Genomic DNA, 21,588 nt, shown 5'->3' with positions numbered 1-21,588 from the left:
CCCACGGAAAACCCGGAAGAACCCAAACAGTTAGGGGAAGATCCCGGTTACCTGCATCAAGTAGCCTCTGAAATTGCTTCAGGCCAGCTTGATCTGACTTTCAAGCCGTACTCTGGGGATGGTGGTGTTTACGGTGTGCTGATCAAAATGGTCAGTAACCTTAAAGCCAAGATTGCTGAGGCAGATAGCAAGTCCCAACAAGCAGAGCAACAGGCGAAAGCTGCGCAAGAAGCTACTGTGCTCGCAGAAGAAGCTACGCGAAAAGCTGAACGGGCCAAGGCAGAAGGTATGCTTCAGGCTGCGCAGCAACTTGAGGGCGTTGTTCAGGTGGTATCTTCCGCTTCGGAAGAACTCTCAGCGCAGATTGAGCAGTCAAGCCGTGGTGCAGATGAGCAGTCGGGCCGTGTGCGCGAAACAGCAACCGCCATGGAAGAAATGAATGCAACAGTTCTGGAAGTTGCCCGTAATGCCCAACAGGCTGCAGATGTTTCTCATCAGGCTCGCCAGCAGGCCCAGGAAGGATCTAAAATTGTCACTGACGCTGTTAAGAGCATCGAAGCTGTGCACGCCCAGTCCATCGCGATCAAGGAAGATATGGATGTTCTTGGTAAGCAGGCTGAAGGTATCGGGCAGATCATGGGGGTGATCGCTGATATCGCTGATCAGACCAATTTGCTGGCTCTCAATGCTGCCATTGAAGCCGCTCGGGCTGGTGATGCCGGACGCGGTTTTGCTGTGGTTGCCGATGAAGTACGCAAGCTTGCTGAAAAGACCATGACCGCTACCCAGGAAGTGGGCAATGCCATCACAGGTATTCAGGAGGGTACACGCAAGAATATCTACAACGTAGAGCAGGCTGGCGTGTCCATTGAAGAAGCCGCAAAGCTCTCGGCCAAGTCCGGCGAATCGCTCAAGCAGATTCTGGAATTTGTTCACATGGTAAATGACCAGGTGCAATCTATTGCAACCGCCAGTGAACAACAATCTGCTGCTAGTGAGGAAATTAACCATTCTGTGGAGCAGGTAGCTACTATTTCTGCTGAAACAGCTCAGGCAATGGAACAGGCATCTGCATCTGTAGCTGACCTTGCGCAGCAGTCCCAGGCATTACAGCGGCTTATAGTTGAAATGAAGAACGGATAACCCTCTCAATCCCGTTCCTTCGGAAGACCGCTCAGAAATGGGCGGTCTTTTGTGTGGCAGCCACTTGCGTATACCGCCTCGCGACCTGTTGATCTCTCTGTTCCACTTCCGTCCACCATGGTCTTTCCTTGTTCCACTTCAGAACACTGTCAGTGGCTCCGGCATGCCTGTCTGCATGTGCAAATTTTCTCAATTGAGCAGGGCCAAGGCCTGCCGGGTATGTCCGCTCATCCGCTACTGTCGCGAATTTTGCGGCATGACCTGTGCAAAGAAGGAAGCATTCGGATTCAACATCTAACAAGCGAGGCAGTTATGGCGCAAACCATGCAGGCGGCAGTTTGGCACGGCAAAAAAGACATCCGTGTTGAAACTGTACCCGTTCCCCCCGCTCCGGCTCCCGGTTGGGTTCAGGTCAAGGTCGATTGGTGCGGCATCTGCGGCTCGGATCTGCACGAGTACCTGGCTGGCCCCATATTTATTCCCACCGAGGCCCCGCATCCGCTTACGGGCAAGCAGGGGAGCGTCATTCTCGGGCACGAGTTCAGCGGCAAGGTTGTGGCGGTAGGCAGCGGCGTTGCCAATGTGAAGGTGGGCGACATGGTTGCACCAGATGCCTGCCAGCACTGCGGCGAGTGTCAGCCTTGCCGCGAAGGGCGTTACAATGTTTGTGAAAAGCTTGCCTTTACGGGCCTGCACAATGACGGCGCATTCGCTCCCTATGTGAATGTACCTGCGGAATTGTGTTTTATCATGCCAGAGGGTGTTTCGCCCGAGGCCGGAGCAGTCATGGAACCCCTTGCCACCGGCTTTAAGGCTGTGCGGATGGCGGGTAGCATTCTGGGCCTCAATGTGGTGGTGCTTGGCGCGGGAACCATAGGCCTAGGCACCATTATGGCTGCCAAAGCCGCTGGCGCGGGCAAGATTATTGTGCTTGAAATGTCCCGTGCGCGCATTGCCAAAGCAATGGAGTGCGGGGCAGACATTGTGGTGAACCCCAAGGAATGCGACCCTATTGCAAAGGTGAAAGAACTGACAGGCGGCTCCGGGGCCGATGTTTCCTTTGAGTGCATCGGCAACAAGCACACAGGGCCGCTGGCCATAGATGTGCTGCGCAACACCGGAACGGCCATTATTGTGGGTATTTTTGAAGAACCCAGCTCTTTCAACTTTTTCAGCCTCAGCGGCACGGACAAAAAGGTCATGGGTACGCTGGCCTACACCATTGAGGATTTCAAGGGCCTTGCCGCGCTCATGGCCAAGGGCGTCATCAAGGCCGAAAACCTGATTACCGGTAAGATCGAGCTGAAGGACATCATGGAAAAGGGCTTTCTTGAGCTGATCAACAACAAGGACGAAAACATCAAGATACTTGTGCGTCCCTGACGCGCTCGACGGCGCGTATGAGGGATAATCCTGCTGTTTTGCCACAGTTATTTGTGCGCGGGGCAGGATATGAAAGAGGGGTTGCGGAATGGTCCGGAACCCCTCGGTTAGTTTGAAGGCAGTGCAAAAATTGAACAGTGTTGTTTTCAGGGCAGAGTGATCAGCCGCAAAAAGTCGTCTCGTTTCAAACAGGAAGCAGAAAAAAATTTGTAAAAAATAATCTATTTAAATAAAAAGATATTTTTGATAGTAAGCGTCATCGACGATGGCGCAAGTATTCTGCCGCCCCGTCTGGAAACCAATCAGTCAACGGCATGAACCTGAAGTAAGGAGCGAATTCTCGCAACACCTTAAAGGACAAAAAATTCCATTTAGCCCTGCCGGAGCATTCATGGTTCAGTATTTGTGCGGATATTGGGTGCGTTTTTGTCCTGCGTTGTTTCAGATTCTCCTTTTGTTTCTGTTTACATTAAGTATATCGGTTTCTAGCAATGCAGCGAGCGCTGACAGTTTTAAAACCAGTGAATACTGGAACAGCACAGGGTTGGATTTCATTCACGCTGCCGATGCATACGCTCTGGGATATACCGGGGCTGGCACCACGATGGGCATGATTGACACTTCCGTACGCGGCGACCACCCGGAATTGGCTGGAAAAGTCATAATGATGGCCTTGCCTCTCGATGAGACAACAGGTCTGCCATACGTGCCAAACTGGGCATACGATACGCATGGCAGTCATGTGGCGGGCATCATGGCTGCTATGCGTAATGGTGTTGGCATGCACGGTGTGGCTTTTGACGCCGACCTTGTTTCGGCGGTCACACTTGGGAAAGCTTCAGCCAGCAACGAGAATCTTGTTTCGCCTGATTTGTTGAGCCTCTTTGCTGCGTATCCGGATATTCGCGTCATCAACAACAGTTGGGGTACGGATTTTTATCCATCGCTTGACCCTGCCAAAGACATTCCAGCAGATGTCATATCTGGCCAGAATGGTGAAATCAGAGCACTCCGCAAGCTCAGTGACGATTACGGCAAAGTCATTGTGTTTGCCGCCGGCAACAACAGTATGATCGCTCCCAGTGTTGAGGGCATGATGCCGCGTTATGCGCCGGACCTCACAGGCTGGATCAGCGTGGTTTCCCTTAATATTGCCGGGATCACTACAGCGACGGACGGAACACGCACTATTGGTCCGTCTGGGGTCAGTTATTTCAGTAACCTTGGGAGCAAAGCCTATCTTTGGACCGTTGCGGCTCCCGGCAGCGATATCAATTCGCTCAATGCCGCCACCAACGGCTATATGCTGGACAGCGGCACCAGCATGGCAGCGCCTTATGTGAGCGGCACTGTGGGCCTGGTGGCGCAGGCTTTTCCCTGGATGACCGGCAAACAGCTGGCTGATGCTGTGTTGACCTCTGCGGATAGTAATTATGTAGCGCCCACGCACCTTGTTCAATATACTGTTGATAAAGATGGTAATCCCAATAAGGTTATTATTGCTGTTATAGATCACAGTGTTCCTGCTCCGAATGATGTGACAATCAAACAGTGGATTGAACAAGTTTATCAAGGCGCAACGGCAGATGCTTTGAAAGCGCTGGTTGATCAGGGCAAGAAAGCAGTGAACGACCTGACAAAGGAAGACGTGTTTGGTCAGGGGTTGCTGGACGCGGGCAAGGCCGTGCGTGGCATCGCCCGGCTGGATGCCAACCGCATGTCAGCTACGGATGTGGTGACGTTGTCTGAACTGGGCCCTGGCAATTATGCGCTTGAAACGTTTGGTTCTTCCGGGTTTTCCGTGGGTAACCCCTGTCAGGAACTGGCCGGGTAGAGGTTTAGACCGCCACAGAAGAAGTAGATGGCTGTCTTGAAATGCTCCCGGTTCCTATAACCGCAAGCCTTCCTCTTGATGGCCATGATCTTGCTGTTGAGGCCCTCGGCCACGCCGTTGGTGATCCTGTGGCGGCAGAAGGTCAGGATGTTCTCAAGATGTCTCTGAATCAGTCCGCCCACTTTGCGCATTGGGGCAAGATCTGACCTGTTCACCCAGACCAGCCATCGCTTCACAAAACGTCTGGCCCATCCCGTGCTCAGGTACTTCCAGACGTCGTTCAGGCTTTCCTTCATGGCCCAGGCCTTGGCCACCTTGAGGTTCGCTGTCTTCAAGGCCTCCAGGGCTGGCCGGTGTTTGTCCGGCAGATTCTCCTCCCGGTATAGCCAGAGGAATTTCGTGCCCTTGAGTCGATGGTCATCCTGACTTGTGAGTTCGCGGTGCTCTTGCTTGCGTACCCGGTCCACAGCCTCGCCTACGTGTTTCATGACGTGGAACCGATCGTGAACGATTTTCCCCGCCGCGTCCGGCACATGTTTGAGCGTAGCTTTAAAATAGGGCTCCCACATGTCCATGGCCACGGCCTTGATCCGCTCCAACTGCGCCTTGGTGAACTGAAGGTAGTACCCCTCAAGGCTTTCGGCCTTACGCTCGTCGGCCACATACTCCACCGTGCTGCCGATCAGATCACAAACCACGGTCACATAGTCGTGCCCCTTGCGGAATGCCTTCTCGTCAACGCCAAGATACCGCGAGGGATTCGATTGCTTGCGCTCCCGGCCCCGGCGCACCGCCCTTTCCATGACACCCCATGCTTCGTCCCAGGTGATGCGCAGGATGCGCCGCGCTCCTGTTACGGTGGCGCACTCGGTCAGCACGTCGATGATCAATCGCTCCATCAATATGGTGAAACGTGCCTTGGACTCGGCCCAAGGCACGTTGACCTGAAGGACGCCATGCTCGGGGCAGTCCACTCGGGGAATCCGAGCATGCAGGAACGTCTTGAACTGGCACGTGTCCAGATGGCGCCAGACACGAGGCTCGGCATGGTCGCGGCAAGCCAGCTCTCGACCACAAGTAGGGCAAAACCAGCGAACACCAGGACCATGCTCCACGCGGATGTCTACCCGACCTTCCGCCGTGTCCAGTTCAACAGCCTCAACAAACCAGGGCTCGGTCAGCCCGAGAATCCGAAAATATAGGTCCGTATCCTTCATTGGTGCCCTCCGGGAAGGACATTAGCAGATCAGCTACCCACGGAAAACCCGGAAGAGCCAAACGTTTAACACCAAGGGCTACTTCGCCGAATTCAGCAATGATATCAGCCAGCGCCAGTGGAATGATGCCTACCATCATGCCAGTTTTCTGGCCGGGGCGGACGCCATGGCCCTGCGCGGCAAGGACGTGGGCTTGCGTAAAACGGGGGCTGGCCTGCTGGTTCTCAGCGGCATCAATAGCTATTCCGGGGCTACCGTGGTTGACGGCGGAGGCCTGGCCGTGAGCAAAAGGGCAGACGGCACTGGCGGCGTACTGCAAAACAGCGATGTGCTCGTGCGCCAGGGCGGTGTATTGCTGGGTGATGGGGTAATACAGAAGAAAGTCGTCAATTACGGCACTGTTGCTCCGGGCTATCGCGGCCTGACGCTCACGGTAAATAATTACACCCAGTCAGGTCAGGGCACGCTGCAAATCGGTTTCAATTCCAATAATCAATATTCTGTGCTCAGTGCAAACTCTGCAACTCTTGACGGAGCCCTGCGGTTTTCTCCTTCGCCGGGATTTTATGCAGAAAACTATTCAATAAGTATGAACAGTGTGCAGGCAACAAGCTCCACAGGCGCATTTAACAGCGTTGGGGTTAGTTCTTCTTCGCCAACACTAAATTTCAGTGTTGCATCAAGCAATGGACTCGGGGCGGCATCATTGGGCCAGCAACGTGCATCAAACGCGTACAGCCGCTATGCCGACAGTACCACAACAAGCCGCGTTGGACGCGCTCTTTACCAGATAGCAGGGCAGGCAACAGGCGACATGCAAAACCTGTTTCAGGCTCTGGACTGGAGCGATGCATCCGGCAGCGGCATTGCTCCGGCAATGGAGCAGTTGAGCCCCAACAGCTATGATGCCGTGGCTCGGGCCGGGCTTGAAGCGCAGCGGCAACTTAACCTGCTTATGGTGCGGCGCTTCTTGGGGGCCAGCGGCCCGCAAGGCGTGAACGGCACTGGCGTGTCCAGCGGTGATGAAGCTGCTGGCTGGCAGGCATGGGCGCTGCCCTTTGGCAGCTACAGCAACATGAACGCCAATGGCGGCTCAGCGGGCTTTACGGCGTCTGGTGCGGGGTCGGCCCTTGGTGTTGACCGCCTGTGGGAGAGCGGACTGACAGCAGGATTTGATGTGGCGCTCGCAGGCCGCCGCACGGAAATCCATAGTGCGGGCGAGGCAAGGGCGGAAACTCTGGCCGCATCTGTTGGCGGGCACGCGCTGTTCAAGCCTCGCTGGTGGGATGGTGCCTATGTGATGGGCATGGCCCGCGTGGGCTTTGAGGATGTGCAGATGCAGCGGGCCGTCAACTTCAATGGCTATGCGCGCAATCACAGCAGCAGATGGACGGGCCTGACAGCAGATACGCTTGCTGGCGGCGGCAAGGACTGGAACTGGGCAACCTCCTGGGGCGGCGTGGAAGCTGGCCCTCTGACATGGCTGGAATATAGCCTGAGTTCCAGGCCGGGATTTACCGAGGGCGGCTCCGGGGCCTCAGCACTCAGGGTTGATGCCGCCACTTACAACAATCTCTCGTCAGTCTTGGGGGCGCATGCAAATCTTGCCCGCACCCTGGATAATGGCACAACGCTCGCATGGGATACTCTGGCAGGCTGGCGGCATGACTGGCTCGAGGGAACGTTCAGCAGCAGCGCCAGATTCAAGGGATACAGTCCTGGTTTTGAAAGCCGGTCAGATATGCCGGGCCGGGACGCCATGCTGATTCATAGCAGTGTGCGGGGGAGCCATACCAGTGGTTTTTTTGCTCAGGTTGAGCTTGGAGCGGAGTTATTTCGATCTCAGAGTTCTTCCTGCTTCGGCGGCTTCAGTTGTGGCCTGGAATTTTAGCGGCTGTTTGCATGATTCATCCATGCCATTGGACTTGTCGTTCTCCTCTACCGATCTACGTTATATGTGCTTTTGATTATCCGCTCCACGAGCTAATCCATTGAAAAAATACTGTTCCTGTCTTAGAGAAAAAAAGGAATAAAGTCGGTCATCGCCCCCGATCAACTGGGGCGGCACTGTTTTGTTTTGTGCATAATAAAGATAGCGCAATCATACTGCGTTGTAACCACAATTCCCCCCGAAAGTGGCTTTTGCGATGGCGCAGGACTAGCTTAAGTAACAGATAAGCTTTCTGGAAGGTATTGAGGAAAACGCACAATGAAGATTGCCGACATCACCTTTGGGATGCCCAGAAGCAAGGCGGCGGCGCAGAATCCGGCGGGAGCTGCTGCCGAAGGACAACCAGCCACGTTGCCTTCGAACCTCTCCGCTGCTGGCCATGCCATACCGTGTTCATCCAGTTTGTCTGGCTTGCCTGGCAGATGGGCCAGCTTTGAAGCCCTGTTTTGCTCTGTCGCGGAAGAGAATCCGGATAATATCGCCATTTCTGGTGGCGGCAAAAACCTGAACTTCAGGGAACTGAAGGATTTTTCCGCGCGCATAGCCGCCTTTGTACTGGCGCAAAACTATGGGCCGGAAGCGGCAGTAGGGGTGCTGTGCGAGCGCGGGGCCATGTATCTTGCCGCCGCCATTGGCATCATGCGGGCCGGTGCGGTGTATGTTCCCGTGGAGCGCGAACTGCCGCGCCCCCGGCAGGAAGCCATGCTCAGGCCCGTGCGGTTGCTGGTGACGGACAGAGCTTCACTGCCCCAGGCAGAATACCATCGCTACCGTAACCCCACCATTGCCCACGTGCTTTGTCTGGATGCGCCATCCTTTGCGGATGCTCTGGAAAGTGGCGGTCTGAGCAGCACGGAATACTGGGAGCACCTTGCAGAGCCGGGCAGCGACCGGGGGTGGCTGGACGATGTGGACGCCCGCCCCCTTGATCTGGCGCAACGTTGCAGGATGGCAGACCGCCTGCTGCAAAAAACGGGTCTTGCATCCAATCGCGCCCCCGGCAGCCCCCCAGGAAATACACAGGGCAGGGGTAAAAGCGTGCTTGATATCGGCAGCGGCTCGGGCGTGATGGCGCAGGCGCTGGCCTCTGCCGCCAGTCGGTACGTAGCGGTAGACATAGCCCGAAATGAACTGGACAGGATGCAGGCCTTGCCCTGCGGCGCTTCCGTGAGCATCCACCGCATGGAAGCCATAGACATCTGCTTTTTTGAAGACGAGCGTTTTGACCTTGTGGTGCTCAACGGCGTTGTGGATTGCTTTCCCGGTTACAATTATCTGCGCAGGGTGCTTGACCACGCTGTAGAACGCCTCACGGCGGGCGGCAGCATTTTTGTGGGCGCTGTGCGTGATATGGACCGCAAGGACGACCTGCGGGCAACCATCAGGGAACATGCTCTTGCCACAGGCGATCAATCGGCCTTGCTGCGTTTTGAGGGCTCGGCAGAGCTGTTTGTGCCACGGCGTTTCTTTAGTGCCTGGGCGGCAGAATGCCCATATCCTGTTGAAGTGAAATTTTCACCCACTGCGGCCTCTGCGCCCTCTGGCAATGGTCAGGCGGATGCCTTTCGCTATGACCTGCAGATTTTCAGGAGCGCCCACGATACCAAAGCACAAGGTACCAAAGCCCTGCGTGAGAGCTTTGGCTTGAAGGATCTGGAGGCCTGCCCCGTAGCCCCTCTTGCGGCGGTCAGGCCGGACGCAGCCGCCTATATTGTCTACACCAGCGGTTCCACAGGGCAGCCCAAGGGCGTTGTGGTGGAGCACCGCCACCTCCTGCACATAATCCATGCCCTGCGGGAATTTTCAGATGGGTGCGGCATTGTGGGCCTGGTTGCGCCGCTCTCGTTTGATGCGTCCATCCAGCAACTGGCGGTTTCCCTGTTTTGCGGCAAACCTCTGTATGTCATGGCAGACGAGGAACGCAAAAATCCTGCGGCATTCTGCGCCGCTGCCCGCAAGAGGGGTATTGACCTGTGCGACATGACCCCGGCCTTTTTTAATGTGCTGGTGGACTATTTGCAGGAGCACCGCCAGCCCCTGCCGCTCAAACGCCTGCTGCTGGCGGGCGAGGTGCTGCGACCAGATGTCATTCAGAACTTTTATGCCATACCCGGCAATGAAGATGTGGTGCTGTTCAATGTGTACGGCCCCACAGAATGCACGGTAGACAGCAGCGCCTTTCGCATTGACCGCGCCAATTATGCTGATTTTACTGCCTTTCCCATTGGCAGGCCGCTTGAAGGCGTGAGTATTTTTGTGCTGGATAAACATCAGCACCCGGTGCCGGACTCAGTTGCCGGTGAACTATGGATCGCGGGAGCGGGCGTTTCGCGCGGGTATCTGAATGGCGTGAACGCCGATGTTTTTACCGAATATGCCGGGCGCCGCTGCTATCGCACTGGCGACAATGGCTTTATCCAGAACGGACTTGTCTATTACCGGGGCCGGGAGGATCAGCAGGTCAAGATCAGGGGCAACCGGGTCGAGATCGGCGAGGTGGAAAAGGCCGTGGGGAGTTTCCCTGGTGTGCGGCAGGTGGCCGTGGCGGCGGACTTTTATCAGGCTGGCAACGACAAAAGTCTCGCTGCCTATGTGGTGGGTGCTGTGAATCCAGCGGATTTGCGCAGCTATCTTGAGCAGCAGTTGCCGCCCTTTTGCGTGCCGGATTATATTGTGCCGATGGTGGAGCTGCCCCTCTCGCCCAACCGCAAGGTGGATAAAAGGGCGCTGCCGTCCCCGCTGGGCAGGGCCGAGGCCGTTGCAGGGCGCTGCCCGCAAGGGGCTGTGGAGCAGACGCTTGCCGCCATCTGGAAGCGGCTGCTGGGCGTGGATGTAGGCGATGCGGAGGCCAGCTTTTTCAGCATTGGCGGGCACAGCATCATGGCCGTGCGTCTTGTTGCCATGATTGAAAAAGAGTTGCGCGTCCATATTGCCGTCAACGAGCTGATGGCCCATTCCAGCATTGCGCGGTTGGCTGAACTTGTAGAAGGCAAAACCGGCACCCGCACTAGCCCCATCATCAAACTTTGTCATAGTGAAGGTGGAAAAAATCTCTTTCTGTTTCATCCAGTGGGCGGCAGCGTGTTTTGCTACAGCGATCTGGCCCGGCTGCTGGATGGTCGCTACACCCTCTATGCTGTGGAGCCTGCGGGCTTTCAGGCTGAAAAAACTGCTCTGAATACAGAGCTGTACAGGGTTCAGGATTTGGCCGCGATTTATCTTGATGAAATCCTTAAGGTAGCCACGGAGAACATTGTTTTTGGAGGCTGGAGTTTCGGCGGCCTCCTGGCCTATGAGGCGGCCTGCCTGTATGCAGCGCGCGGGGGCGAACCATGCCCGATTTTGATTTTGGACACAGTGCTCGACAACACAAGGGACAAGCAGCTTGCAGCCAAGGACGATGTGGAACTGCTGAAAAACCAGCTCGCGGAAGCGCTGGCCTTTGATGTGGAAAAGCTGCGGGCCATGAACAGGGCTGAAAGAATGGCGTATCTGGTAGAATGCGGTGAAAAAGCCGGATTACTGCCGCCCAATTTCAGCCCCGCGCATATGGAAAACCTGTTGCAGACTTACAGGCTTAATGCCATTGCCGCAGCACGTTATGACAACCCAACGCCGTCTGATCTGCGTATTCTGTATATTCGCGCGCTGGATTTTGCCAGTAATCCTTACATTGATTTTAATGACCAGTATCAGGGCTGGAGCCGCTGTTTGCCTGAAAAAAACATCACCCTCCGCTGGACGGCGGGCACGCATCAAAGCATGCTTTCCCCTGGCCTTGCAGATGGCGTGGCAAAGCTTATTCGCGACTTTTTGAGGTAACTATATTACACTCTGGTAGATTGAGTTGTGGCGGTGCCTTTCCAGCGAGCCAGGAATCGGGCCACGGTATCCCGCGCAGCATTCTTTTCCTCTTCAGAGACATTGGCACCAGTATCACCATTGACCGTGCTGTCAATCACAAGCTTGTTCAAGTTCAGGGTGTTGTTGCCTTGTCCGGTAAATATCTGACTGTCGAGTATGAAACCCTTGATGCTCAATGTGTTATCGCCATTGCCAACCGCAATTGAACTACGTGCAAGAAAGCCCTCAATGGTCACATCGTCCTTGCCGTTGCCGCCTATATACTCAAGAAGAGCTGCGTTGCCGTCAACGGTAAACTGGTTGTCGCCGTTGCCGAGATTGATATACAAGCCGATGGCATCACTGTGGATATGGACACTGTCGTTTCCTGCCCCCGTAATGATGCGGTTTGCGCTGGGGATTTCGTCAATAACAATGGTGTTATCTCCGTCTCCCGTTTTGATAGAGCCATTTTGCAAGGCAATATGGATATTGTTTTTCCCATCGCCCATCTTCCATTCGCCAGTATCCATAAGAAAGCCCACATCAAAACTGTTGTTTCCATTCCCTGCGGTCAGGTTTTGAATGGTATTTCCAGATATGCGGTTGTCACCATTGCCAAGAGTAACGTCTGAGGCGTAGTTTGCAATCAGAGTATTATTGCCATCGCCAAGCTGAATTTTTTGTCGCACACCAGTCAAATAATCGCCATGAAAAGTGGCAGCATGGCTGTTGAGTTTGACCGTGTTATTACCATTGCCAGTGCTAAGAATATTTACAGCTTCAGATTCAACCTTGTTATTGCCGTCGCCAAGCTGGATAACAGGTTGGTACTCGCTTTGTGCTATCAAAGGGGAAAAATCATCTTGTGTAACTTTTGTGACCCTAACAGTGTTATCGCCATTGCCAGCAGTGATAGATTTCGTTGTGCCAGTTACAATATTATTATTGCCGTTTCCGGCTTCTATGTGATGACCAAATGCAACATCAACAGAATTGTTGCCATCACCTAGATTGATGAAGTTTGCTCCTCCACCAGAAATAGAATTGTTGCCATCACCGAAAGAAATCTTCCCTGCACCAACATCAACAAGCTTGTTATTGCCGTTTCCCGCCGATATGAGGCTGATGCCTCCGCCCTGCGCTTTCAGGGTATTATCGCCTTCACCCAGATCAACCTTATTTGCATAGTCAAAAGAAATGACCGTGTCATTGCCCGTGCCTGCATGGATTTCATCAACCCCATTGAGATTGATAATCACATCGTTGCCGTTGGTTCCCTGCAAAATCTCGGTGGGCTCTATTCTCATAAAGTTATCATCAAAGTAATCATTGCCTTTTTTTTCTGCCCCGGACCACACAAGCAGGTTCCCCTGATCATCTTCGCTGATGACCGTGTTGGCCTTGATAGCCAAGGTTTGTGTGCTGCCGTCTGCCTTGGTGATTTCGGCGGTAATTTTTTGATCTGGCGCAAGATAAAAGGGTTTTTCTTCGCCATTGGCATAGGCGCTGGCAGTGATGGAAACTGTTGCGCCGGAATTAAGCGTAGCGGTGGCAAGAACATTTTTAGCCGGTTTGGCTGATGCGTCTGCGGTCTGGCCCGTGGCCGCTGTTGCCACCTGTTCTGAGGCAGGACTTCCAACCTGTGAAGCTTTCAGGGCTTCCTTACCCATTTGCGAGATGGTTACGCTGTCGCCCTGAACCGTTGTTTTTTCTGACGTGAGCGTTGGGGCAGGGGTGTCAGTTGCAGTCTTTGTTGCGTTAATGCGTTGGCCCAATACCTGCTCCGCCCGCATGGAAAACTCCACAGAATCACCAGCAGTCAGCGCCGCGTTTTGTTCCACTTCTGTGCGGGAGGACTCTTTCAGAGATGAGAGTAAGGAGCCAGTTATCGGAACCAGACTGTTGAGCGGTGATAATGCCATGACGCACCTCCTGCTTGCTGGTGAAATCTGCACGGGGGCCGTCATTGGCCCAGCGTGGGGCAACGCACCGGCTTATTCGCGCGCCGCTCAGCGTTGTTGCCTGCGCCCTTTGGTGGAACATTTGTTTGGGCTTAATCAAATATTATATTTAATGACTAAAAAATATATATTTTAATAAATAATAAAGGTTCTTCGTCGTTTGATGTGGAATTCATGAAGCCACTACGACCTGAATCGGGGCCGCAATCAGGTAGACCATGGTGATGAAGTTCTCCACGTTCCGGTATCCTCGGGCCCTGGCCCTTGCCGCCTGGAACAGGCCATTGAAGCCTTCGAGCCTCGCATTGGTGTGCAAGGAATGCCAACGATGAAGGATTCGCGGCAAATGCCTCTCAAAGCTGGCCAATGCTCCGCGCACGGGTTCCAATAGCGGGCAGTCGGCCGCGTACTCGGCGGCATGCTTGAGAAAATGGGTTATGCGCCACTTGGCGGCCTGCTTCGATTCGGCCCGTCGAACCCAGCGCAGAAGTTCTTTGACACGGTAGGCCTTGGCGGTAGCGAAGCCCTGCTCGACGAGTTCCAGGAGAGCACTCTCCTGATTCTGCGTGCGTATTGTCTCGGCGCCCTTGAGTACGGCCCAACGGGTGTGGTCCGGCAGCTTTGACTGCCTGGCCTCAAGCTTTCTGACGTCATCGACGGCCTTGGTGAAGAGTTGGACGACATGAAACCAGTCGACTGTCACCGAGGCAGACTTGAACTTCTGTTCGACGGCGGAGAGGAACGCAGGCGACATGTCGCAAACTACCTCGACGATGTTTTCAGGACAGCCTTCATGGGCTTCAATGAACGCGCAGAACTGAGTCAGGCATTCCTTGCCCTTACCTGGAGTCGCGAAGATCACGGGCCTGTCGGAACGATCCAGGTCAATGAAGACGGTGATGTAATTGTGCCCACGCTTGGACGCGGTCTCATCCAGACCGATGGCCTTGATGTCTTTCAAGTTCAGCGCATTGATGGCTTTGGCCACATAGTGATGGACGATGCGCCACAGGCGGGTATCCGTGACCTCGACATGACGCGCTACGGCATTGACCGGCATCTCTCGAACGAGGCTCATGACAACCTGCTCAAAAAGCAGGGTAAACCGGCTGCCTTCCCTGGCCCATGGGGCTTCGACGCGTCGGATTCCATGTTCCGGGCAATTGATCCTCGGCAGTCGGGCTGTGAGGTAACAGTGATGCTGGAAGAAGTTGAGATGCCGCCACGTGAATTCCTTGAAGTCGTGAGCCTTGCACGCGGCTCCGCACTCGGGACACGGATACAGCGCTCCGCGGTCGGCACCGATCTCCAGGTGGAGCTTGGTTGGCGTATGGTCGGTATCAAGACGTTGGCTCATAACTTTCCAGGGCGGCGTGAGGCCGAGGCCCAAGGCAAAGATTTCTTCAGCTTGCATGGCAGTCCTCCTAAAGGAGGGCTATCCAAACTGATTGAGGTCGGTCAATTCCACATCAAACGACGAAGAACCAATTTTTTTGAACTGGAGAAGATGGATTGGCGTTGCGGAGGGCTATTACGCAGTGTTTGCGAACTATTTGAAGTGCAATGCTTGATGGGCAGTCGATAATAAATCAAACGTATGCGCAACAATGCTTAATTTGAAGTAATTTATTGTTAATTTAATGTGTTATGTGGATATTCTTGCCTGAAATAAAAAAGGGGCTATCCATTAAGGATAACCCCTTTCATATTTGGTGGGCAGTACAGGACTTGAACCTGTGGCCCCCGCCTTGTAAGGGCGGTGCTCAACCAACTGAGCTAACTGCCCGAGACAGCGCAGCACAGCCAGCTATATGCCCTGTTATTCAGCACATTGCAAGCGCAATTTTGCCGATACACCAGAGCAGCCCCGGTCACTATGCCGGGCTGTCAGAATACCAGCCTGATACTTTGCTGCGATTACTGTTATTTCATCTGGTTAAGATACGTTGCAATATCCTTCATCTGCGCGGGACTCAAGCCCTGCACCGTCTGTTGCATACGGGCTGCGGCGCCTGTGGCATTGCTCAGGTTCTTGACCCTTTCCATGCCCGCCACCAGCGCATCTACAGGTTTACCCTTCATTGCGGCAGGGGTGGCCGAATGACAGCCCGAGCACAGCTTGTTGTACATCTCCTGCCCTGTACCAGCGCTATCCTGAGCCGCAACCGCAGTACCAGTCAGCAACAGCCCGACAGTCAAAAGAATTTTCAATGAGTTAGCAGAAAAGGTCATGGAACCCTCCTGTGGGTTACTCTGTTTGAAAAGCCAGCCAGACCGCACAGCAGCTAGGCTTTTGGGTCACGTTGAGCATATGCTCCAAGGCCAGCAGACCACAAGGGGTATTATGCGGCTTTACTGCTCTATCGCTTTACAACACAGAGAGATTTCAAAAAAGGAGTGGCCAGCTCTCCCCGATAAAATTTTGGAAAAAGCTGGCCGCTTGAGTAGGCGCATGCCTTTTATTGTCCTGTCCACTTGTCGGAGCCGGTCGCAAACGGCCTTTCATGTGTTACTTCAAGGGTTGGTTCTCCAGCAATTCCAGCATCTAGAACAGAAAATCCGTGGACAGGAAGTTGGATTTTCTGTTGCGCACGATGTCGGAAATCAGTTCCTTGTTGGGTGCGGAACCCTTGGCAGCCACCAGTGTGCGGATGGAGAAGGCGCGCAGCGCGTCGCTGACAGAGAGCGTGCCCTCCGCAGAGTCCTTGCGGCCTGTGAAGGGGAAGGTATCCGGCCCGCGCTGGCACTGGCTGTTGATGTTGACGCGGCACACCTGATTGACCATGGGGTCGATGAGCGCGGCCACGGCATCGGGATCAGTGCCGAATATGCTGGCCTGCTGACCGAAGGGCGAGGCTATCACCGCCTCTGCGGCTTCCGACACGTCGTTGTACGAAACTACTGGCACCACAGGGGCAAACTGTTCTTCCGTGTGCAGGCGCATGTCTGCGGTGACGCCCGCAACCAGCGTAGGATGATACAGGGTGCGGTTAAAGGTGCCGCCGCGCGGGTTGGCAATGCGCGCGCCCTTGGCAACAGCTTCGTCCACCAGTTCACGGAGGTCGTCTATCTTGCCGGGCACGGGCAGTGGGGTGATTTTGACCCCCGGCTTCCAGGGCAGGCCCATGGGCAGGGCGGCAATGGCCTCGCTGAATTTTGCCAGAAATTCCTCGGTGCGCGAGGCGTGGACGTAAAAGATCTTCAGGGCCGTGCAGCGTTGCCCGTTAAAGCTCAGCGCCCCGGTCACGGCCTCGGATACGGTTAAATCCATGTCGGCGCAGGGCAGCACAATGGCGGCATTCTTGGCGTCCAGCCCCAGCACGCAACGCAGCCTGTGGGGCGAGGGATGGTGACGGCGCAGGGCATCGGCAGCACGGCTTGAACCAATAAAGGCCAGTACGCTGATGCGGCCCGACTCCAGCGCGGGAATGGCCACGCGCCTGTCGCCAAAGAGGATGTTCACCACCCCGGCGGGGAAGCAGTCGGCAAAGGCCTCAAGCAGGGGCGCATAAAGCAGCTTGCCGATGCGGGGCGTTTTGACGATGACCGGGTTGCCCATGATCAGGGCCGGAATAAGGGTGGTGAAGGTTTCGTTGAGCGGATAGTTGAACGGCCCCATGCACAGCACCGGCCCCAGAGGCGCGCGGCGGATCTGGGCGTAAATGCCGCTCTCGATCACAAATCGGGAGGACGCCCGGTCGAGGTCTTTAAGGGCATCCACAGTGGCGCGGATGTAGTCGATGGTGCGGTCAAATTCCGCCCGGCAATCGTTGAGCGGCTTGCAGATTTCCCATACCATCAGGCGCACCACCTGATCGCGCACAGCCAGCATGCGGCGGGCAAATTCTTCTACGCGGGCAATGCGGTCTTCCACGCGCATGGTGGGCCACGCGCCTCGTCCATTGTCCCACGCCTTGGTTACGGCTTCCACAGCCGCCAGAGATTCCGCCTCGGTCAGTTCCGGGCAGGAGCCGATGACGCGTTGCTCGCCGTTCACATACAGGGGCGAATGCACGGTATGCACGGGGCCATTCCACTCAAGCAAGCGCCCGCCCACAAGATAGCGGCGCTCGTGAAGCGGCTCAAGAACGCAATCTTCAGGTATATTGTCCACATCCGGCGAAAAATCAGCGCCGGTCTGGGTATTGGCTTCGGTCATGTGTGTCTCCTGAACTTTCAGCAGGTGAAAGCAGTGAAAAAGTTGTTGTCGTGTGGAGGGTAAGAAGCCAAGCGCTTCATGTCAATGAAGCCGACACGCAACTTACTGGTACAGTTGAATATCTTTCCACACTTCATAGACTGCGCCGTGGGGATTCGATTCCACGGTGTTGGTCTGGTCAAAAATGTAGGTGAGCCGTCGTCCGGCTTCGTATTGCGGCCACAGGGGCGTAACGCCGGGGCCGTTGGGATTGCCCGTTTTTACAAAGTTCAGCCACGCCCCGTGCATGGACTGCGTAAGCTCCTTCCGGCGCGATGCGGGCGTGAGCAGCCAGAAGGGATGATCATTGGTGGCAAGCGCGGTGGAGATTTCCGTTGAATGCGCAGCTCCCAGCAAAAAAAGTTCCGGCAGCAAGGGGGCGTAGTCAAAACGATAGACGTAGGTGCTGCTAAAGGCGCTTTGGGCATCGGCGCTTTTGACCATGTCCACCACAAAGGCCCGGTCGCCCGCGAGGGTCGTCAGTTTTTTCATGCCCTTTTCGCTGGCGTACAGCTCCGAGACCGCAGGGATACTGGCAGCCGCGCCATTGTCGCGCAACATCTTTTCCACCTGTTGCCAGTCCTTGGGCAGCAGGCCCAGCAGGGCAAACAGCGTGCCTTCGTTGCGGTTGGTGCCAAGAATGACTGTAACGTCGCGGGCATTGCCCTGGGCCATGGCTTCCCACGGGTGCAGGGGTAGCAGATCGTCCTTGACCGGGCCAGGCATAAAGATACCAGGGTGGCGGCGCGGGCCTTCCTTGAGCGTGAACGTGGCCGCCGCAAGCATGTCCTGCGCGGGCATATCCAGCAATTTGGCTATGTCTGTGCGCGGATTTAGGCCCAGCTTTTCAAAAAAGATGGCGTTGTTCATCTCGACCATGCGGCGGGATTCGGTATTTCCTGTGACGCCGCTCTCCGCGATGGCTTTCTGGAACAGCCCCCTTGCGGCGGGCGATGCCAGCATGTTGTACACGCCCGTGCCGCCTGCGGATTCGCCCGCTATGGTCACGTTGTTCGGGTCGCCGCCAAATGCGGCTATGTTGTCGCGCACCCAGCGCAGGGCGGCAATCTGGTCTGAAACGCCGCAGTTGGATTCAAACCGCTTGTCGTACATGGAAAAATCATAAAAGCCCAAGGGGCCGACGCGGTAGTTGAAATTGACAAATACCACGCCGTCCCTGGCAAAGGATGCGCCGTCATACATGGGGTCGCTGCCTTCGCCCATGTGGTACGCGCCGCCGTATATCCATACAAATACAGGCAGCTTGGCATCTTTGGCGGCGGTCAGGGGGGCCCATACGTTGAGGTACAGGCAATCCTCGCTGGCGGGAACCCGCGAACGCTCAAGCCCGAACATGTTCATGTACTGGATGGGTTTGTTGCCAAAGGCCACGCACTTTTTAACGCCCTGCCAGGGCGTAGGCGGCTGATTGCGCCGAAAGCGCAGTTCGCCCACAGGCGGCGCGGCATAAGGAATGCCAAGCCATGTTTTGACGTCAGCCGCCGCAAAACCTTGCACCTCGCCATACTGCGTGACTGCAAGAGTGTCGGCGGACGTTTCATGCCGGGATACTGGACGGGCACAGGCACACAAGAGCAACACCACCAGGATGAGGATGCGGTTTTTCATGAATGTTCCTGAAAAAGGACGTTGGGACGCTTCACAGGGTCACGGGCCTGTACAGGGCTTGCCTCGAACAGGCTTATTGCAACAGGCCGCCTGTTGCCGAACGTTTTGCAAATGTGGCGTGTTGCGAACAAAAACGCAAGAAGCGTTTGCCATTGCGCGCGTTATCGAACTTGCATGCCGCCGCATGCCGTTCCACCCGCAAAACAAAGGTTCCCGGTCTGCGCCGTGCATGCGCAAACCGGGAATCTGAATGACAAAGGGGAGCAGTAGCCTAGCCCTGCTTCATCTCCTGAATAAGAGCGGCGAGCTTTTTGGCCTGCTCGGTGAGGTCGGCAACGGCAGTGGAAGCCTGTTTCATAGCTTCAGCCGTGAGCTGTGAAACCTCGTTGACCTCAACAATGCTGCGGTTGATTTCTTCGCTTGCTGCCGACTGTTCTTCGCTGGCGGCGGCAATGGCATTGACCTGATCAGCCGTGGCCGTAACCACTTCCACAATGCCTTGCAGGGCTTCGCCGGATTGCCCGGCCAGATTCGTGGCCACGCCGATGGAGCCAACCGCGTTTTCAACGCCCTGCATGCTCTTGGCGGTGCTGTCCTGAATGGCCTGAATGGCCTTGGCCACATCGCTTGTGGAAACCATGGTCTTTTCTGCCAGCTTGCGCACTTCGTCCGCCACAACGGCAAAGCCCCTGCCGGCATCGCCAGCTCGGGCGGCCTCAATGGCCGCGTTCAACGCCAGCAGGTTGGTCTGGTCGGCGATGTCGGAAATAACGCCCATAATCTGGTTAATGGCCTGCGCGTGCTCGTTCAGGCGGTTCATGTCTTCCTTGAGCGAAAGCGAGTGGGTCTGCACTTCTGTGATGCTTTCCACGGCGTTTTGCACGATCTTAGCGCCAGCAAGAGCCTTGTCGCGGGTTTCGAGCGATGCGCCCGATGCCAGACCTGCGTTTCTGGCAACGTCCTGAACCGTGGCGTTCATTTCATTCATGGCAGTGGCAGCGCCAGAAAGCATCTTGGAAGATTCTTCCGCACCTTCATCAGAGCGTTTGATCTGGTGCGAGAGATCAGATGAAGCGGAGGAGAGCGCCTCGGCAATGGATTCAAGCTGATGGGCGGCGGCAAGCATGCCTTCTCTGCGGGCAGATTCTGCGCGGAGCTTGGCTTCTTCGGCAGCGGCCTGCGCCTCTTTTGCATGATCCAGAGCTTCGGCGGCCTGACGGGTTTTGTCTGCTGCTTCCTCAATACGGCCGTGCAGATTTTCGATCATCATGGTCAACGAGCTGTTAAGCCGCCGGATTTCGAGCGGACAGGATGCCTTGAGAGTGGGCAGGGCAGCTTCCTGACCCTGAGCGACCTTTTCCGCTTCGCCGGTGATTTGCCGCAGGGGCAGACAGATAATGCGCGTAATCAGCCATGCAAAGCCGAGAATGACAACAAGGATGCCACCGCAAATGAGCAGTTCAAGATTATCATAGTGGTCGTTTCGTTCAGAAACCAGATTGGCAACACGGGTGCGCTCGGCCTCAACGCTGTCAATATATACGCCGGTGCCGATAACAACGTCTGTTCCCGGTATCATGCGAGCATAGGCCAGCTTGGGCTGTACGCCTGCACCGGGTTTGTCGAAGCGGTAGGCCACAAAAGCGCCGCCCTTTTTGCCAGCCTCGATCAGCTCCCGCACCATGTAGACGCCATCGCTGTCTTTGAGATCAATAACGTTTTTGCCGTTCTGCGCTTTGTTGGTGGGTACATTAATGCGGGTGCCGTCTGTTTTGTAGGTAAACAGATAGCCCTCATCGTTGGGAAAGAAACGCTGATAATCAGTGTATTTTTCAATCAGCGCGTACTGCTCCTTGGGATCGGTGACGCCCTTGAGCCTGTCCGCAAGGTCTTGCGCAGCGACATCGATAACACTTTTCAGGCCGTACTCATACTTTGACTGCAATGCTGACGAAAGCTGGGGAATGGTTACTTCCGTAAAAACAAGTGTGGACATGTGCGTGCTGGTGAAAAAAAGGGTCGCCATGCCTACGACAAACCCACAGCAAAGGGTAACAAGCCACATTCTCACATTCATCTTTTACCTCGCAGGGGAGAATAACCATATTTTATGAAATGCGTTATCAGATGCCTTTTAAAAGGGCATAAATTCAGAACAGCTACGACTGATTCTAAGAAAAATATCGGACAATGCCAATATTATGTTATGGCAATATGTCAAATTTGCAAAAAAAATTGCACAACATGAGATATTTGCAGAACTTTACGTGATTTTTCACATACAAACACCAGTTTTTATGAGTGGTATCAAAACTTAAACACTGTAACTTTTTTTTGATGCAGGGCATCAATTTATTCTTGCCCATCGAAAAGGTTTGTAGCAAACTCAATTTCCCCCCTGCGCCAGAGGCCGAACGCAACCGCCA

General features: G+C 55.1%; 11 protein-coding genes, 1 tRNA gene and 1 pseudogene. 5 read left to right on the top strand and 8 right to left on the bottom strand.

Annotated elements, in window-relative coordinates; genetic code table 11:
• Positions 1–27: 27 nt before the first annotated feature.
• From ACUZ79_RS10195 to ACUZ79_RS10185, 3 genes and pseudogenes are all read left to right on the top strand, one after another.
• Positions 28–1,143 (top strand): annotated as a pseudogene (locus ACUZ79_RS10195) (methyl-accepting chemotaxis protein); the annotation flags it as partial.
• 312 nt (positions 1,144–1,455) lie between these two features.
• Positions 1,456–2,526: a 2,3-butanediol dehydrogenase gene (locus ACUZ79_RS10190; RefSeq protein WP_449251521.1), complete on the top strand. Its 1,071-nt coding sequence runs from the start codon at positions 1,456–1,458 to the stop codon at positions 2,524–2,526.
• A gap of 391 nt (positions 2,527–2,917) precedes the next feature.
• Positions 2,918–4,360, top strand: coding sequence for a S8 family peptidase (locus tag ACUZ79_RS10185; RefSeq protein ID WP_449251520.1), 1,443 nt, complete (start codon positions 2,918–2,920; stop codon positions 4,358–4,360).
• Here the strand turns inward: ACUZ79_RS10185 and ACUZ79_RS10180 are convergent.
• Positions 4,342–5,577, bottom strand: a complete 1,236-nt coding sequence (locus tag ACUZ79_RS10180; protein WP_096152604.1) for an ISL3 family transposase — start codon at positions 5,575–5,577, stop codon at positions 4,342–4,344. The two genes, ACUZ79_RS10185 and ACUZ79_RS10180, sit on opposite strands and share 19 nt — an antisense overlap.
• Before the next feature lie 166 nt (positions 5,578–5,743).
• On the opposite strand from ACUZ79_RS10180, the gene ACUZ79_RS10175 reads away from it, so the two are divergent.
• Both ACUZ79_RS10175 and ACUZ79_RS10170 read left to right on the top strand, forming a co-directional pair.
• Complete coding sequence (locus tag ACUZ79_RS10175; RefSeq protein ID WP_449251519.1) at positions 5,744–7,468, top strand: autotransporter outer membrane beta-barrel domain-containing protein; 1,725 nt, start codon at positions 5,744–5,746, stop codon at positions 7,466–7,468.
• A 318-nt stretch (positions 7,469–7,786) separates the two neighbouring features.
• On the top strand, positions 7,787–11,350 hold the full coding sequence (locus ACUZ79_RS10170) for an alpha/beta fold hydrolase (RefSeq protein ID WP_449251518.1): 3,564 nt from the start codon (positions 7,787–7,789) through the stop codon (positions 11,348–11,350).
• Between the two features lie 5 nt (positions 11,351–11,355).
• On the opposite strand, the gene ACUZ79_RS10165 is transcribed toward ACUZ79_RS10170, so the two are convergent.
• The 7 genes from ACUZ79_RS10165 to ACUZ79_RS10135 all read right to left on the bottom strand — a co-directional run bounded on the left by ACUZ79_RS10165 (position 11,356) and on the right by ACUZ79_RS10135 (position 21,158).
• The gene (locus ACUZ79_RS10165) at positions 11,356–13,296 is read right to left on the bottom strand and encodes a hypothetical protein (protein ID WP_449251517.1); all 1,941 of its coding nucleotides are present in this window, start codon (positions 13,294–13,296) and stop codon (positions 11,356–11,358) included.
• A gap of 211 nt (positions 13,297–13,507) precedes the next feature.
• Positions 13,508–14,749, bottom strand: coding sequence for an ISL3 family transposase (locus tag ACUZ79_RS10160; protein WP_449250523.1), 1,242 nt, complete (start codon positions 14,747–14,749; stop codon positions 13,508–13,510).
• A gap of 296 nt (positions 14,750–15,045) precedes the next feature.
• Positions 15,046–15,121 (bottom strand) — tRNA-Val (locus tag ACUZ79_RS10155).
• Between the two features lie 137 nt (positions 15,122–15,258).
• Positions 15,259–15,567: a c-type cytochrome gene (locus tag ACUZ79_RS10150; RefSeq protein WP_449251516.1), complete on the bottom strand. Its 309-nt coding sequence runs from the start codon at positions 15,565–15,567 to the stop codon at positions 15,259–15,261.
• 313 nt (positions 15,568–15,880) lie between these two features.
• Positions 15,881–17,494 carry an aldehyde dehydrogenase family protein gene (locus ACUZ79_RS10145; RefSeq protein WP_449251515.1) on the bottom strand — a complete coding sequence of 538 codons (1,614 nt, stop codon included), beginning with the start codon at positions 17,492–17,494 and terminating at the stop codon, positions 15,881–15,883.
• A 102-nt stretch (positions 17,495–17,596) separates the two neighbouring features.
• A complete protein-coding gene (locus ACUZ79_RS10140) occupies positions 17,597–19,162 on the bottom strand; it encodes a carboxylesterase/lipase family protein (protein ID WP_449251514.1) in 1,566 nt (521 codons plus the stop codon).
• A gap of 271 nt (positions 19,163–19,433) precedes the next feature.
• A complete protein-coding gene (locus ACUZ79_RS10135) occupies positions 19,434–21,158 on the bottom strand; it encodes a methyl-accepting chemotaxis protein (RefSeq protein ID WP_449251513.1) in 1,725 nt (574 codons plus the stop codon).
• Positions 21,159–21,588 lie beyond the last annotated feature (430 nt).

This window comes from Desulfovibrio faecalis, from assembly GCF_053570625.1.
Note: the sequence above shows the minus strand (reverse complement) of the source record. Positions and strands in the feature narration are given on the sequence as shown.